13 protein-coding genes are annotated in these 14,837 nt (G+C 70.6%); 6 read left to right on the top strand and 7 right to left on the bottom strand.

Annotated elements, in window-relative coordinates; all coding sequences use genetic code 11:
- Nucleotides 1-185: 185 nt before the first annotated feature.
- The 3 genes from AC6LJ9_RS28130 to AC6LJ9_RS28120 are packed head-to-tail and all read right to left on the bottom strand — an operon-like array spanning nt 186 to nt 2,701.
- Complete coding sequence (locus AC6LJ9_RS28130; RefSeq protein ID WP_498150105.1) at nt 186-1,583, bottom strand: MATE family efflux transporter; 1,398 nt, start codon at nt 1,581-1,583, stop codon at nt 186-188.
- A 3-nt stretch (nt 1,584-1,586) separates the two neighbouring features.
- Nucleotides 1,587-2,012 carry a sel1 repeat family protein gene (locus AC6LJ9_RS28125; protein WP_498150104.1) on the bottom strand — a complete coding sequence of 142 codons (426 nt, stop codon included), beginning with the start codon at nt 2,010-2,012 and terminating at the stop codon, nt 1,587-1,589.
- A complete protein-coding gene (locus AC6LJ9_RS28120) occupies nt 2,012-2,701 on the bottom strand; it encodes a hypothetical protein (protein ID WP_498150103.1) in 690 nt (229 codons plus the stop codon). The genes AC6LJ9_RS28125 and AC6LJ9_RS28120 overlap by 1 nt, the downstream gene beginning before the upstream one ends.
- A 252-nt stretch (nt 2,702-2,953) precedes the next feature.
- Between AC6LJ9_RS28120 and AC6LJ9_RS28115 the strand changes: the two genes are divergently transcribed.
- From AC6LJ9_RS28115 to AC6LJ9_RS28095, 5 genes are all read left to right on the top strand, one after another.
- Nucleotides 2,954-3,898 (top strand): adenosine deaminase, encoded by a 945-nt coding sequence (locus AC6LJ9_RS28115; RefSeq protein WP_498150102.1) that lies wholly within the window; start codon nt 2,954-2,956, stop codon nt 3,896-3,898.
- A gap of 310 nt (nt 3,899-4,208) precedes the next feature.
- Nucleotides 4,209-5,702, top strand: a complete 1,494-nt coding sequence (locus AC6LJ9_RS28110) for an MFS transporter (RefSeq protein ID WP_498150101.1) — start codon at nt 4,209-4,211, stop codon at nt 5,700-5,702.
- Nucleotides 5,703-5,931: 229 nt separating this feature from the next.
- Nucleotides 5,932-7,320: an amidohydrolase gene (locus AC6LJ9_RS28105; protein WP_498150100.1), complete on the top strand. Its 1,389-nt coding sequence runs from the start codon at nt 5,932-5,934 to the stop codon at nt 7,318-7,320.
- A 197-nt stretch (nt 7,321-7,517) separates the two neighbouring features.
- Nucleotides 7,518-8,501 (top strand): Bug family tripartite tricarboxylate transporter substrate binding protein, encoded by a 984-nt coding sequence (locus AC6LJ9_RS28100; protein ID WP_212321550.1) that lies wholly within the window; start codon nt 7,518-7,520, stop codon nt 8,499-8,501.
- Entirely contained in the window at nt 8,498-9,406 is a 909-nt protein-coding gene (locus tag AC6LJ9_RS28095; RefSeq protein ID WP_498150099.1) for a BMP family ABC transporter substrate-binding protein, read from the top strand. Before AC6LJ9_RS28100 ends, AC6LJ9_RS28095 begins: the two co-directional genes overlap by 4 nt.
- On the opposite strand, the gene AC6LJ9_RS28090 is transcribed toward AC6LJ9_RS28095, so the two are convergent.
- Genes AC6LJ9_RS28090 through AC6LJ9_RS28075 form a run of 4 tightly spaced genes read right to left on the bottom strand, consistent with a single transcriptional unit; the run spans nt 9,396 to nt 13,498 of the window.
- The gene (locus tag AC6LJ9_RS28090) at nt 9,396-10,493 is read right to left on the bottom strand and encodes an acyltransferase family protein (RefSeq protein WP_498150098.1); all 1,098 of its coding nucleotides are present in this window, start codon (nt 10,491-10,493) and stop codon (nt 9,396-9,398) included. The two genes, AC6LJ9_RS28095 and AC6LJ9_RS28090, sit on opposite strands and share 11 nt — an antisense overlap.
- 7 nt (nt 10,494-10,500) lie before the next feature.
- On the bottom strand, nt 10,501-11,331 hold the full coding sequence (blaOXA, locus tag AC6LJ9_RS28085) for an OXA-1238 family class D beta-lactamase (RefSeq protein WP_498150097.1): 831 nt from the start codon (nt 11,329-11,331) through the stop codon (nt 10,501-10,503).
- A 59-nt stretch (nt 11,332-11,390) separates the two neighbouring features.
- A complete protein-coding gene (locus AC6LJ9_RS28080; RefSeq protein ID WP_498150096.1) occupies nt 11,391-13,088 on the bottom strand; it encodes a M56 family metallopeptidase in 1,698 nt (565 codons plus the stop codon).
- Nucleotides 13,085-13,498: a BlaI/MecI/CopY family transcriptional regulator gene (locus AC6LJ9_RS28075; protein WP_103273771.1), complete on the bottom strand. Its 414-nt coding sequence runs from the start codon at nt 13,496-13,498 to the stop codon at nt 13,085-13,087. Before AC6LJ9_RS28075 ends, AC6LJ9_RS28080 begins: the two co-directional genes overlap by 4 nt.
- Before the next feature lie 195 nt (nt 13,499-13,693).
- Here AC6LJ9_RS28075 and ddlA point away from each other — a divergent pair, with 195 nt between their 5' ends.
- Entirely contained in the window at nt 13,694-14,797 is a 1,104-nt protein-coding gene (ddlA, locus tag AC6LJ9_RS28070) for a D-alanine--D-alanine ligase (RefSeq protein WP_498150095.1), read from the top strand.
- Nucleotides 14,798-14,837 lie beyond the last annotated feature (40 nt).

The following is a 14,837-nucleotide window of genomic DNA, read 5'->3' as shown; positions in this document are numbered from 1 at the left end:
GCGTCTGCGCGCGCGAGCCGGTGGCCGAGGCGGGCTGGGCCTGCGCGGCGCCGGCGGCGGCGGTCAGCGCGGCGGCCAGCAGGATCTGGGGAAAGGCATCGATTCGAAAACGAATGGCGCGCAAGGACATGGCATTCCTAAAAATCGGACTCAGCCGCGATCGTACCGCGTGCCGATGATGAAATCTAACCGCCCGCGGCCTGTCCGGCGGCAGCCGCCGCCGGCCTGGGAGGCGGCCGCCGCAGCACGCGCCGGCACAGCGCCAGCGCGACCAGGCTGAACAGCGCGAAACTGGCCGACTGGCCCAGCACCACGCCCTCGGGTCCGCCCATCCGGGCGCCCAGCCAGACCAGCGGCAAGGTGCCCACGGTGGCGCGCAGCCAGCTGATGACGGTGGAGTAGCCGGCGTGGCCCAGGTTGTTGAAGACCGCCACGGCCACGAAGAAAAAGCTGTTCAGCACCCAGATGAAACTGGCGTAGCGACAGAAGAACACCACCAGGTCGCGGCCGGCGCCGGTGACCTTGAACAGGTCCGCGATGAACGGCGCCAGCAGCGCCAGCAGCAAGGCCATGCCCAGGCCGTAGGCCAGCGCCAGCCTCGCGGTCAGCCGGGCTGTCTCGCGGATGCGGTCCCAGTTGCCCGCGCCCAGGTTCTGACCCAGGATCGGTCCGATGGCGCCGGGCAGCACGAAGAACATCGAATAGGCCAGTTGCAGCACCCGGTCCATGACCGTGGCGCCGGCCATCACGCTGGAGCCAAAGCCGGCATAGGTGGACGCGGCGAAGATCACCGCCGCCGGCGTGGCCAGCCCGGTCAGCGCGGCGGGCGCGGCGATCCTGCCGATCGCGGCCAGCGCCGGCCGCAGCTCGGCGCGGGACGGCCAGCGCACCAGCTGGTGGCGTCCGAACACCAGCCAGCCGCCCAGCAGCATGGTGGCCAGGCGTCCGACGGCGCCGGCCCAGGCCACGCCCTGCAGGCCGCCCTTGAAGACGAAGATCACCAGCGGGTCCAGCAGCGCGACGGTGGCGGTGCCGGCCAGCAGCACCCACATGGACTGGCGGCCCCGGCCATGGGCGCGCAGCAGGTTGGACAGCATCATGCCCACCCCGCCCGCCACCATGAAGGGCGTGGAGATGAAGACAAAGGACAGCAGATGGCCGCGCACCTGCGGATCCAGGCCGACGGCCGCCGCATAAGGGCCGATGAAGACCAGATACAGCATCCCCGCCACGGCCGTGGCCGCCGTCATCAGGATGAGTGCGGCGCCGCCCAGGCGGCGCGCGCCCTGTGCGTCGCCCGCCCCCAGCGCGCGCGACACCATGGCCGCGCCGCCGACCGTGACGCCGATGCTGACCGAGGTCACCGTGAACAGCGTCATGGACCCCAACCCCACCGCGGCCAGGATCGCCTCGTCGCCCAACGTGCCCAGGTACAGCAAGGACAGGAATTCGACCGCGAACACGGCCAGCATGCTGGCCCAGCCGGTCAGCACCATTTCGACCACATGTCCGCGCAGCGGGCCGTGGACGAAGCGCGCCTGCAGCGGTACGGCCGAAGCCTGGGCCTGGCTTGCGCTGGACAAGGCTCAGCGCCGCGCGGGCTTGGCCCGCAGCTGTTCCAGGCGTTCGATCGCGGCCGGATAACCCTGGGCGGCGGCGGCCTCGTACCAGCGCAGCGCCTCCCTGCGATCGCTCTGTTCCATGATCAGCCCCATGGTGTACTGCGCGTCGACATTGCCGCGTTTGGCTTCTTCCAGCCAGGCGCGATTGACGGCGGCGTCGTGCTGGGGCGATTCGCCATAGATATGGACGTTCTCGCCCTGGACCTGGCCGCGCAGCGACGGCGCGCGGGTGTCGTAGAGCTGGCGCCAGAACCAGGTCACGCCAAGCACGAACAACAGGAACAGCACGGCGCAGAAGGTCAGTCGTTTTACGGTCATGGGCACATCGAAGGAAATGGAAGACAGCTGGCGGCCCGCGCGGGCGTCGCGCGCGGCCCCGGCCGCGTTCATCAGGGTCCGGCCGGCGCGAACCAGTATTGCGACACGCGGCTGTCGTTGCTGTACCAGGGTAGCAGCATGCCGATGCTGTCGGACTCGCGCCTGACGGTCAGCAGCAGGCCGCCGCCTTCCGGCCGCAGCATCGCCACATGGCGGCGCACGCCCTGGGACTCATGCTGGCGCCAGTCTTCGCGCGCGCTGATCCACAGGCGGCCCTGCGCACAGCCCGAGACCAGCATCACCTGGTTGCGCGCCGGGTCGACCAGGCCGTCGGCGGGCGACGCGGCATCGGGCAGCCGGCCCTCCAGCTTGCCGCCGCGTCCGTCCCGCAGCAGCGCCCGCCAGGCCTGGGCGTCGGATGCGAAGGCCACCGACGCGCCGGGCGCGGGGTTCCAGGCGCGGGCCTCGCCCTGGCCCATGCCGGGCAGGTACAGCGTCCACGCCAGGAAGCGGCCCAGGTCGTCCAGCGATGCGTCGCGCTCCCCGGTCCTGAACTCGCCCTGGATGCGATACGGTCCCGCCAGGTCCGGGCATTGCGCCGGGTCGGACGGCGCCATCGGCAGGCGCGGCTCGCGAAAGCCGGGCCAATCGACGGGCACGCCGTCCAACCGCGACGAACCACAGGCGGCCAGCGTGACGGCCAGCGCGACGCCGACCGTCACGCGACGCGCGATTCTCGACGCTTGCTGCCTGGACATCATGGTTGCTCCCGCTGGCGCCGCCCGCGGCGGCTCATGGCGACGAACTATATCCGAATCGCCGGCGCGCGTTGCCAAGCGCCCCGGCGCGGAGAATAATCGGCGCAGGTCCGTGCCGCGTCCCGCCCGCCTCGCGACGCGCGGCGCGGACGGGTCCGCGCCCATGGCCGTCATCCCATTCCGGATATGATCGCGGCCTTGCCTGCCGCCAGCGGCGCGCACATCCCCACGCCTTACCCGAAGACCGGAGCCCCTATGTACGACTGGCTGAACGCCCTGCCCAAAGCGGAACTGCACATGCACCTGGAGGGGTCGCTGGAACCCGAGCTGCTGTTCAGCCTGGCGCAACGCAACGGCGTGGCGCTGCCCTGGCCCGACGTCGAATCGCTGCGCCAGGCGTACAACTACAACAATCTGCAGGAATTCCTGGACCTCTACTACCGCGGCGCCGACGTGCTGCGCACCGAGCAGGACTTCTACGACCTGACCTGGGCCTACCTGCTGAAGTGCCGCGAGCAGAACGTGGTGCACACCGAGCCCTTCTTCGATCCGCAGACGCATACCGACCGAGGCGTGCCCTTCGAGACCGTCCTCAACGGCATCAGCCAGGCGCTGGAAGACGGCCGCAAGCAGCTGGGCGTGAGCAGCGGCCTGATCCTGAGCTTCCTGCGCCACCTGCCCGAGGAAGCCGCCATGCGCACGCTGGAACAGGCCCTGCCCTACCGCGACGCCTTCATCGCGGTCGGCCTGGACAGCAGCGAGAAGGGCTTTCCGCCGCGTCTGTTCCAGCGCGTGTTCGACCGTGCCCGCGCCGAGGGCCTGCCGGCCGTGGCCCACGCGGGCGAGGAAGGCCCGCCCGAATACATCTGGGAAGCGCTGGACCTGCTCAAGGTGCGGCGCATCGACCACGGCGTGCGCGCGGCCGAAGACCCGCGCCTGATCGCCCGCCTGATCGACGAGCAGATCCCGCTGACCGTCTGTCCGCTGTCGAACACCCGCCTGCGCGTGTTCCAGCACATGCGCGAGCACAACATCCTGTCGCTGCTGGACGCGGGCGTGAAGGTCACGGTCAACTCCGACGACCCTGCCTATTTCGGTGGCTACGTCAACGAGAACTTCCACGCGCTGTACGAGCACCTGGGCATGTCGCGGGAACAGGCGCAGGCGCTGGCCGACAACAGCATGGATGCAAAGATATAGGCCCACCCCCGAGCGCTACGCGCTCCCCCCTCAAGGGGGCGCCGCTGCGGACCGGAGGGATGAACCCACCCCCAAGCGCTACGCGCTTCCCCCTCAAGGGGCGCCGCTGCGGACCGGCAAAGCCGGCTCCGCGCGGCCCCGCTAGCGGCGATGTGCCGCCAGGGGCGACTGCTGTGAAGTGAATAGGTATGGATTCGTGGGGCTTGCAAGCTTCTGTTCAGCTTGTTGAGAATTATTATCAAATCCATTGACCGGCGGTCAGTCGAAAAATAGAATAGGGGCTTCCATAACTCGCTGCACGCTTTCCGCCATGCACGCTTCCCGCCGCCGCGCCCTGCTCGTCGCCGTCAATCTCGGCAGCTTCGTCGCCACCCTGGACATCAGCATCGTCAACGTCGCCCTGCCCGCCATGCAGGCGGCGTTGCGCACCGACATGGCCGGACTGCAATGGGTGGTGGACGCCTATGCGCTGTGCCTGTCGGCCTTCATCCTGTCGGCCGGGCCGCTGGGCGACCGCTATGGGCGCAAGCGTTCCTGGCTGGCCGGCGTGCTGCTGTTCGTCGTCGGGTCGGCCATGTGCGGGCTGGCCGGCGGCCTGCCCATGCTGCTGGCGGGGCGTGCCGTGCAGGGCGTGGCCGGCGCGCTGCTGATACCGGGCGCGCTGTCGCTGTTGACGCAGGCCTTTCCCGATCCGCGCGAGCGGGCCCAGGCCATCGGCATCTGGGCGTCCAGCAACGCCACCGCGCTGATCGCCGGCCCGGTGCTGGGCGGCGTGCTGGTGGCGCACTTCAGCTGGCAGAGCATCTTCCTCATCAACCTGCCGCTGGGCGCGCTGGCGGTGGCGCTGGGCATGTGGAGCATCCGCGAAAGCGCCCATCCCGAACACGCCGCCTTCGATCCGCTGGGCCAGGCCTTGAGCGTGGTCTGGCTGGGCGCGCTGGCCTATGGCCTGATCGCCGCGGGCGAGCATGGCTGGGGCTCGCGTCCGGCCGGCCTCGCGCTGACGCTGGCGGCCGCCGGCCTCGCGGCCTTCCTGGCCGTGGAACTGCGCGCGCGCCGGCCGGTGCTGCCGCTGGGCATGTTCCGCGACCGCGGCTATGCGGTGACCAACTTCGCGTCCTTCGTGCTGGGCTTCTCCGGCTACAGCAACCTGTTCTTCTTCTCGCTCTACCTGCAACAGGTGCAGGGCCTGTCGCCGCTGGCCGCCGGTTCGCAGCTGGCGCCGCAATTCATCGCCTCCGGCATCGCGTCCACCGTGTTCGGCAAACTCAATCCGCGCTTCGGCCTGCCCCGGCTGATGATCGCAGGCTACGCGCTGATCGGCGCGGCCATGCTGGGCATGACCGGCCTGGACGCGCATACGCCCTACGCACTGACCTGCGCGCTGATGGCGCTGCTGGGCGTGGGCTCCGGGCTGGCGCTGCCCGCCACCAGCATGGCCGTGATGGCCACCGTGCCGCGCGAGCGTTCCGGCATGGCCTCGGCCACCATGAACGCGCTGCGCCAGAGCGGCATGACCATTGGCATCGCGCTGCTCGGCGCGCTGATGAGCGCCCGCGCGGTGGATGCGCTCAAGGCCGCGCTGTCGCGCCAGGGACTGCCCGATGCGCTGGCGCTGGCGCGCGCCGCCGTGATGCGCCACGAGCTGCCCGTGGCGGCGGACGGCGCGCGCGCCCTGCTGGCCGACGCGCTCGCCGGCGGCTTCAGCCTCGCGATGGCGGTGGCGGGCGCGGCCTCGCTGGCGGCCGCCGTCATGCTCGCGCTGGCGGCTCGCGGCGAGAAGCCGGCGCTGCGCGCGGCCTGAAACCGCGCCACCGCGCCTCGGCGAAAAACCCCGCTTGCCGGCGCGGCCGGCGCCTGATCGCGCACAGAGATTTCAAGGCCCGGAATTTAAGCCCCCCTCTTCTTAAGCATCGGTAACAACGCGCTACGACGCGTCGCCGCTCCGGTAAGCTCGGCGGCCAATAACACGTTAACGGGCACACGTTGACGACAACAAGCGCAACCCGCAGACCGACAAAGAGGAGACCTTCATGCACCATCGCAACATCCTGTTCCGCCTTGCCCCGCTGGCCCTGGCCGCGCACCTGGCCTGGTCCGGCCCGGCCGCCGCGCAAGGCGCGCCCGGCACCCAGGGCCCGCTGGCGCCCGCGCCCAATGCGGCGCTGGCCGCGCAGATCGACCAGCGCGCCAAGGCCATCGAGGACAAGCTCATCGCCTGGCGCCGCGACATCCACCAGCATCCGGAACTGGGCAACCAGGAAACACGCACCGCCAAGCTCGTGGCCGACCATCTGCGCGCACTGGGCATGGAAGTGAAGACCGGCGTGGCCGTGACCGGCGTGGTCGCCGTGCTCAAGGGCGGCAAGCCCGGCCCGGTGGTGGCGCTGCGCGCGGACATGGACGCGCTACCGGTCAAGGAACAGGTGGACCTGCCCTTCGCGTCCAAGGCCAAGGGCACCTACCTGGGCAAGGAAGTGGACGTGATGCACGCCTGCGGCCACGACACGCACACCGCCATCCTGATGGCCACGGCCGAGGTGCTGGCCGGCATGAAGGACGAGCTGCCCGGCAGCGTGAAGTTCATCTTCCAGCCCGCCGAGGAAAGCCCCGCCGACTTCGAGCCCGACGGCAAGAAGATCTGGGGCGCCAAGATGATGGTGCAGGAAGGCGTGATGGAAAATCCCAAGGTCGACGCCATCTTCGGCCTGCACGCCTCCAGCGCCTATCCGGCCGGCTGGCTGGCCTGGCGCAGCGGCCCGGCGATGTCCGCCGCCGACCAGTTCTGGATCGACGTCACCGGCAAGCAGACGCACGGCGCGCGGCCCTGGTCCGGCATCGATCCCATCGTGGTCAGCTCGCAGATCATCCTGGGCCTGCAGACCATTCCCAGCCGCCAGATCAACAGCATGCTGGAGCCGGCCGTCATCACCGTGGGCGCGATCCACGGCGGCAACCGCATGAACATCGTGCCCGACAACGTTGCCATGACCGGCACCATCCGGACCTACGACGAAGGCATGAAGAAGGACATCCACCAGCGCATCGCGCGCACCGCCGACATGATCGCGCAAAGCGCCGGCGCCAAGGCCGACGTGCGCGTGGTGGAGCTGTACAACGCCACCGTCAACCCGCCGGCGCTGACCGAGCAGATGGGCCCCACGCTGCGCCGCGTGGCCGGCGAAGGCAATTACGGCCTGCAGCCCAAGTCCACCGCGTCGGAGGACTTCTCGTTCTACCAGCAGAAAGTGCCGGGCCTGTTCTTCTACCTGGGCGTCACGCCCAAGGGCACCGACGTGGACAAGGCCGCGCCCAACCACTCGCCGCGCTTCTACGTGGATGAGTCCGGCCTGATCAACGGCGTGCGCGCGCTGTCGAACCTGACCGTCGACTACATGCTGCAGGCGCGCCAGGGCAGTTGATGCCACGCCCGGCCGCCGGTCCGCCCGGCGGCCCCGCGTCCTTGCGGGCATGCGCAAGGACGCGCGCCTTATGCCCGCGCGCGCATACGCTCATGCCCGCGACATAAGCATACGGCGACAAATTCTTTGTCTGCCCGGCGGCGCTTTCCTACAGTACGGCCCTTTGCCCCCCCAGGGCCGCCACGCAGGAAATCCGCATGCCCATCTCCCGACGCCGCTTCATGATCGCCAGCGCGCTCGCGCTGCCCCTGGCGCGTCCGCGCATCGGGCGCGCCGCCACGGCCGCGTGGCCCGCGCGCCCGCTGCGGCTGGTTGTCACCTTCCCGCCCGGCGGCGCCAGCGACATCGCCGCGCGGCTGATCGCGCCCGCGCTGGCCGAGCGGCTGGGCCAGCCCGTGGTCATCGAGAACAAGCCCGGCGCAGGCTCGACCATCGGCGCCGCGCTGGTAGCGCAGGCGCCCGCCGACGGCTACACGCTACTCATGTCGAACTCGGCGCCGCTGTCGATCTCGCCCGCGCTGATGCCCGGCCATGGCTACGACGCGCTGGCCAGCTTCGATCACCTGGCCTATATCGGCGCGGTGCCCACCGCCTTCGTCACCCATCCGTCCGTGCCCGTCGCCACGCTGGCCGAGCTGACCGCCTGGATCAAGGCCCAGGACCAGCCGGTGCAGTTCGGCAGCGGCGGCCTGGCCTCGGTCGGCCAGATCGTCGGCGAACTCTATGCGCGCGCCACCGGCGCGCCGCTGCAGCACATCCCGTACAAGGGCTCGGGCGCGATGCGCAACGACCTGCTGGGCGGACAGATCCGCTTCGCCGTGGACGCGCTGCCGCAGAACCTGCCCTATCTGCGCTCCGGCCAGCTGCGGCTGCTGGCCGTCACCACCGAGCGGCGCGTGCCGCAGGCGCCGGACATACCCGCCGTGGGCGAGCTGGGCCTGCCGGGGCTGGTGGCCGAGAACTTCATCGGCCTGTCCGGCCCGGCCGGCCTGCCCGACGCGGTGCGCCAGCGGCTGCACGCCGAGTTGACGGCCGTGCTGCGCGAGCCGGCCTTGCGCGAAAAACTGGAGGGCCAGGGCTTCGTGCTGGCCGACAAGTCCCCCGCCGAATTCACCGACTTCGTGCGCCGCCAGGCCCAGGCCTGGGAACCCGTGGTGCGCGCCACCGGAGCCGGCCTGTGAGCGCCCGCCGCGTGCTGGCGCTGTTCGGCCATGCGGGCCGAGGCGGCTTCAACGAAGCCGCGGTCGAGGGCGCGCGCCGCGCCGAGCGCTCCGGCCAGCCGCTGCGGATCGAATGGATCGCCGATACCGATCCGCAAGCTCGCGCCGCGCGCATCGCCGCGCTGTGCGCCCCGGGGCTGGACCTGCTGATCGCGCATGGCGGCCAGGGCGATGCGCCCGTGGCCGATGTGGCGCCGCGCTTTCCGCGCACGCAGTTCGCCGTCACCCAGGGCAGCCTGACCGCGCCCAACGTCGCGTCCTACGAAATCCTGCAGGAACACAGCGCCTTCCTGGCCGGCGTGCTGGCCGGCCTGCGCGCGGCGGACGGCCGCGCGGCCCACCTGTCCGGCGAACGCGTGCGCCCCGGCCTGAAGGGACGCGCCGCCTATGCCGACGGCGTGCGCCGCGCCACCGGCCGCGATCCGCTCACCGGCTTCTGCGGCAACCAGCATGATCCCGAGCTGGCGCACGAATGGACCCGGGCGCTGGCCGCGCGCGACGCGCGCGTGGTCTTCGCCATGATGGACGGCGGCCGCGACGGCGTGTCGCGCGCCTGCCGAGAAACAGGCATCTGGCAGATCGGCAACGTGGTCGACTGGGTGGCGCGCGATCCACAGGTCTATCTGGCCTCGGCGCTGGCCGACTCCGGTCTGTGCGTGGAACGGGCCGCCGCCGACCATGCCGCCGGCCGGCTGGCAGTCGGCGCCGTCACCCGCTACGGCCTGGAACAGGCGGCCTCGCTGCGCCTGGCGCTGGGCGCCGGCGTCACGGCGGAAGAACGCCGCGCCCTGGACGACTGGTCCGGCAGGCTGGCCGGCGGCCTGGAGATCGACGGCGGCTACACCGGCGCCGAGTTCACGCCCTAGCGCGCAAGCGCAGCGCGGCGTTGGCCGGCTCCGACCACAGCCGCGCCACCAGCCAGCCGGCCGCGCAGGACGCCGCCAGATAGACAGCAAACAGCGCGAGCCGCGCGTCGCCCGCCGCCAGCGCCGGCGGCGCCCAGCCCCGGATCAGGCCCAGCACCACCAGGTGGAACAGGTAGATCTCGTAGCTGAGCCGGCCGCAGGCGGCCAGCGCGCGCAAGGGCCAGGCGTGCGCCACCGACGCCGCCGTGGCGCCCAGCAGCAGCAAGGCCGTGGCGAACGCCATCGCCGTCGTGCCCGGCACATTGCTCTGGCCGATGGGCCAGGCCAGGTACAGCGCCGCCATGGCCGCGCCGATGATCGCGCGCACGGCCGGACGCCCAAGGACGGCGAACCGGCCGCGCCGCGCCAGCACGGCGGCGCAGCAGCCCATGGCGATGGCGTCGAAGCAGGCCGCATAGCCATACAGATACGCCCCGGCCTCGCCCTGGCTGGCCAGGCGGTACAGCGGCCCCGCGACGATGAGCCCCGCCGCCAGCGCGGCCAGCGCCCAGCCCCTGCGCAGCGCCAGGCAGGCCAGCGGAAACAGCAGGTAGAACGCCATCTCGACGGACAGCGACCACAGCACGCCCAGCGGATAGTTGATCCAGCCGTGCTCAATGATCAGCACGTTCACCCAGGCCGTCAGCGCGGCGGCATTGACCGTCCACAGCGACACGGCCGCGTCCGCCCGGTTGCCGAAGATCGGCATGCCGGCCAGGGCCAGCGCATCGACCGTCAGCAAGGCCAGCAGCAGGCAGGGCAGGATGCGCGCCGCCCGCAAGGCGTAGAACTCCGCAGGCCGGATGCGGTCCAGCCCGCCCCAACGGTCCAGCGCGTTGCGCGTGATCAGGAAACCCGACACCACGAAGAACATCGTCACGCCATAGTTGCCGTTGCGCGCGAGCGCGTGCAGGAACGGCCAGCCGAGCAGCGCGGCCAGCCCCGTGTCCTTCAACGAATAGGGAATGTTGAAGTGGTGCAGCAGCACCAGCAGGATGGACACGCCGCGCAGCATGTCGATCCGCGCATCGCGCACCTGGGCGATCATCGCGGCCTCACCGCTGTCCGGCCGCGCCCAGCCAGCCCGGCAACCCGGCCAGCACCTGCTCGCGCGCGCGCATGCCGGTGTTCGGCGTCGCCGCCTTCTCGTCCTGGATCAGGCGGGCAAAGACCAGCTCGCGACCGTTCTTGCGGGCCCAGCCCACATACCAGCCATAGGCGTGTTCGCGGTCGTAATCGCCGAAGCTGCCCGGCGATCCCGTGCCCGTCTTGCCATGGATCTTCCAGCCATCCACGTTGACGCCGGCATCGAACAGGATCTCGGCCATGTCATAGGCCTGCGGCTTGACCGGCAGTTGCCGCCTGGCCAGCCTGCGCAGGAAATCGAGCTGTTCCAGCGGCGAGATCCGCAGCGACGATACGTGCCATGCGCCCTGCGTGCCGTTGTTCTTGCCCGGATGGCCCGACACATCCTGGTTGCCGTAGCCAAACGCGGTCGTGTATTGCTGCAGGCGCGCCAGGCCCAGCTTCTCGCCGATCTGCTGCGAATACCAGAAGACGGAGTACTTGATCCAGCGCGTCGGATCGACAGGCTTGCGCCAGTCATCGCCGCCCCAGTCAGGGTAGCTCGGCTGGTACTCCCACACGGGCGCATGCGCGTCCTGCAGGATGCCGGCGTCGTAGCCCATCAGGGCGATGGCGAGCTTGAAGGTCGACGCGGGCGTATAGCGGGCCGCGCAGGCGCCCTGCGTGCCATCCTGAAACACGATGCGTCCGTCCGCGACGTCGGCCACGACGGTGCAGAGCATGCGGGCCTGCGCGGGCAGGCAAAGGGCGGAAAGAGACAGCGCGGCGGCGAGCGCGCGCAAGGGGCTGCGTGTAGGCATGGTGAATGAAGCGTGGTTGGAAATTCGTCAGGGCAGCCGCGCGGGGCGCGGCCGGCCGCTCAGGCGGGCAATGCCCGCCCGTTCAGCAGCACCAGCGTGAGCTCGCGGCCGCCGGCCTGCACCCGCATGGCCAGGCAGCGTCCGGCCTCGGCCGACGTCGCGGTCTTGGACAGGCGGATGTCCCAGCCCTGCCGTCCGACCAGCGGATTGGTATTGCGGTACTGGATCGCGCCGACACCCATGCTCACGGACTCGTCCAGCGACGTAGTGTCCAGCGCGATCTGCGGATAGGCCGTGGCGGCGCTCACGATCCTGCCGATATCGGCGGCGCTGGCGCGATTGGACGGCGAGATCCCCATGGCGTCCTCGAAGCGGGCGTGTTCCAGCCCCAGCGCGGCGGCCTTGCGCCGCAGGGCCCGCGCGAAAGCCGCCTCGCCGCCCGGATAGCTGCGCGCCAGCGCGTGCGCGGCGCGATTGTCCGACGACATCAAGGCCAGCTTCAGCATGGTGTCCAACGGGGCGACCGCCCCCACTGGCAGCTGCCACGCCCCGCCCCGCGCCGCCTCGGCGTCGCGCTCGTCGATGCGGACCGGCTGGGACAGGTCGGGCGCCGCGTCCAGCAGCACCATCGCCGTCATCAGCTTGGTCAGCGAGGCGATGGGCACCGCCTCGTTCTCGGCCACCCCGACCAGCGTGTCGCCCGAACGCGCGTCCAGCACCAGCACATGGGAGGCGCCACTGGACTGGATCAGGGCGTCGATGCCCGGTAATTGCGCCAGCGCCCGGCGGGCCGCGTCGGCGCGGCCGTCGTCCGTCGGACCGGCCTGGACCCCGGCGCCGGCGATCGCCACGGCCAGCATGGCGGCCAGCGCCGGCATGGCCACGGCACGGCGCGCCGGCAGGCTGTCGGGCCGGGTCAGGCGGCGTATCCGGTCCAGCAGGTCGCCGTCGCGCGCGCCCGGCGCCACCGGCGCGGGCGCGTCGTCGGCGTCCCGGCTCAAGGCGTTCAAGGCAAGCGCCAGCCGGCGCGGTTGGCCGATAAGCGCGGCGGCCATGTCGTCCGCGATCCGTTCGCGCTCGACACGGATGCGCCGCGACAGCCACCAGACCGTGGGATGGAAGAACAACAGGATCTCGGCCGCGAACTGCAGCACGTTCACCAGATAATCGTGCCGGCGGACATGGGCCAGTTCATGGGCCAGCAACGCCTCCAGCAGGTCCGGCGGCATGCCCGTGACCAGGTTCGCCGGCACCAGCAGCACCGGCTTGAACCAGCCGGCCGTCACCGGCGTGGACAGCCCCCGCACGAGACGCAGGCCCACCTCCCGCCGCAGGCGCATGCGGCGCGCCAGGCCGGCCACGCGCGCCTGCCAGGCCGCGTCCGTCCAGGGCTGGCTGGCGCGCAGCAGGCGCCGCAGCCACGCCATGCCGGCCCAGACGCGCAACGCGGCCAGCGCCGCGCCGCCCAGCCAGGCCAGGGCAAACCACAGCGGCCAGGCTCCGGACCAGAGCGGCGACGCGGCGTCCGCCGGCCCCGTCGCCGACAGCGCGCGATAGGCATGCGCCACATCGGCGACGAACACCGCCACGCACAGCAGCAGCCCGGCGCAGCACAGCGCGTAGCGCAGCCGCGCATCCCGCGGCCGGGTCAGCGACAGCAGCGCGGCCATGGCGCAATGGATGCCCAAGGCTTGCCAGAGAAACGCCGGCAAGGCCGTGCCCAGCGCCCAGGCGCCGCCCAGCAGCAACCCGCTCACCGCTTGTCCCCGCGCGGCTCGTCCTTGCTTTCCTCGCGCAGCAGCGCCTCGATCTCGGCCCGGTCGCGCTTGCTCACATGCCCTTCGCGCAGGGCAGCCAGCACCAGCGCCTTGCCCGATCCGGCGAAAGCCTTGCGGATCAGATCCTTCAGCAGGCCGCCCTGCGTGGCCTTCTGGCTCTGCGCGGCCGCATAGACGTGCGAACGCTCGCTCTCGTCGCGCGTCAGCAGACCCTTGCCATGCATGATCTGCATCTGCCTGAGCACATTGGCATGGCTCAGGTCCTCGCGTTCCGCCGCCATGTGGGCGTGGACCTGCTTGACCGTGGCGGGCCCGGTTTCCCAGATGGCCTGCAACACGTCGAGTTCGGCGCTGGTGGGTTTGGCGGGGGGAGGCGACTTGGCGGGCATGGCGAGCTTCCGGGGAAAGCGAGGTTTTATCTAGAACGTTTTTTCTAGAATAACTTTTCTAGAAAAGATTGTCTATGTTGAAACAGGACTGTGCACTTCATCACAATGCGCAAGATCCGGCATCCGCCCGCCGGCGCGCGGGGATAATATGCCGCTCCGATAAAATTCCCCTATACGAGAAAAGGACGAACGGCAATGAGCGGCAAGACCCGGGTAGGCATCATTTTCGGCGGCAAGTCGGCGGAGCATGAGGTGTCGCTGCAATCGGCCAGGAACATCGTCGACGCGCTGGACAAGGAGCGCTACGAAGCCGTGCTGATCGGCATCGACAAGCAGGGCCAGTGGCACGTCAACGACGCCTCGAACTATCTGCTCCATGCCGAGGATCCCGCCCTGATCGCGCTGAATCGAAGCAATGTCGAAGTCGCGCTGGTGCCCGGCAAGCAGGAACGCCAGCTGGTGGGCGCCGGCGGAGCGGCGCCGGCCTTGGGCCAGATCGACGTGATCTTCCCCATCGTGCACGGCACGCTGGGCGAGGACGGCTCGCTGCAGGGCATGCTGCGCCTGGCCAACCTGCCTTTCGTGGGCTCGGACGTGCTGGGCTCGGCGCTGTGCATGGACAAGGCCATGACCAAGCGCGTGCTGCAGGCCGCCGGCCTCGCCGTGGCGCCGTTCGAATCCTATACCCGCGCCACCGCCGCGCGCGCCCGCTACGCCGAGCTGGCCGCCCGCCTCGGCCCGGTGCTGTTCGTCAAGCCCGCCAACATGGGATCCTCCGTGGGCGTGAGCAAGGTGCGCAACGAAGCCGAGTTCACGCAGGCCATGGCGCTGGCGCTGCAATTCGACCACAAGGTGCTGGTGGAACAGGCCATCGTCGGCCGCGAGATCGAATGCGCCGTGTTGGGCAATGACGACCCGCAGGCCAGCGCCTGCGGCGAGATCGTGCTGCGCGACGAGTTCTATTCCTACGACACCAAGTACATCGACGAAGACGGCGCCGCCGTGGTGGTGCCTGCGGACATCAGCGCACAAGCCAGCGAGACGATCCGAGGCGTGGCGCTGGATGCCTTCCGCGCGCTGGAATGCGCGGGCCTGGCGCGGGTCGACGTGTTCCTGACGCCGGACGGCCAGGTCATCGTCAACGAGGTCAACACCCTGCCCGGCTTCACCCGCATCAGCATGTACCCCAAGCTGTGGCAGGCCAGCGGCATGAGCTACCCGGAACTGGTCACCCGGCTGATCGAGCTGGCGCGCGAGCGGCATGCGCGCGACGCCATGCTGAAGACCTCGATCCGCTGAAGCCGGCGCGGCCGGCGTCCGGGGCGGCCCAGGCCGCCCC

Source organism: Achromobacter sp. 1011811831 (assembly GCF_059760905.1).
This window is presented reverse-complemented; position numbering and strand designations above follow the sequence as displayed.

Excerpts from the sequence above, each read along its gene's own strand:
- AC6LJ9_RS28125 (WP_498150104.1), bottom strand. The coding sequence starts at position 2,012 with ATGAACGCGGCCGGGGCCGCGCGCGACGCCCGCGCGGGCCGCCAGCTG.
- AC6LJ9_RS28120 (WP_498150103.1), bottom strand. The coding sequence starts at position 2,701 with ATGATGTCCAGGCAGCAAGCGTCGAGAATCGCGCGTCGCGTGACGGTC.
- AC6LJ9_RS28115 (WP_498150102.1), top strand. The coding sequence starts at position 2,954 with ATGTACGACTGGCTGAACGCCCTGCCCAAAGCGGAACTGCACATGCAC.
- AC6LJ9_RS28110 (WP_498150101.1), top strand. The coding sequence starts at position 4,209 with ATGCACGCTTCCCGCCGCCGCGCCCTGCTCGTCGCCGTCAATCTCGGC.
- AC6LJ9_RS28105 (WP_498150100.1), top strand. The coding sequence starts at position 5,932 with ATGCACCATCGCAACATCCTGTTCCGCCTTGCCCCGCTGGCCCTGGCC.
- AC6LJ9_RS28100 (WP_212321550.1), top strand. The coding sequence starts at position 7,518 with ATGCCCATCTCCCGACGCCGCTTCATGATCGCCAGCGCGCTCGCGCTG.
- AC6LJ9_RS28090 (WP_498150098.1), bottom strand. The coding sequence starts at position 10,493 with ATGATCGCCCAGGTGCGCGATGCGCGGATCGACATGCTGCGCGGCGTG.
- blaOXA (WP_498150097.1), bottom strand. The coding sequence starts at position 11,331 with ATGCCTACACGCAGCCCCTTGCGCGCGCTCGCCGCCGCGCTGTCTCTT.
- AC6LJ9_RS28075 (WP_103273771.1), bottom strand. The coding sequence starts at position 13,498 with ATGCCCGCCAAGTCGCCTCCCCCCGCCAAACCCACCAGCGCCGAACTC.
- ddlA (WP_498150095.1), top strand. The coding sequence starts at position 13,694 with ATGAGCGGCAAGACCCGGGTAGGCATCATTTTCGGCGGCAAGTCGGCG.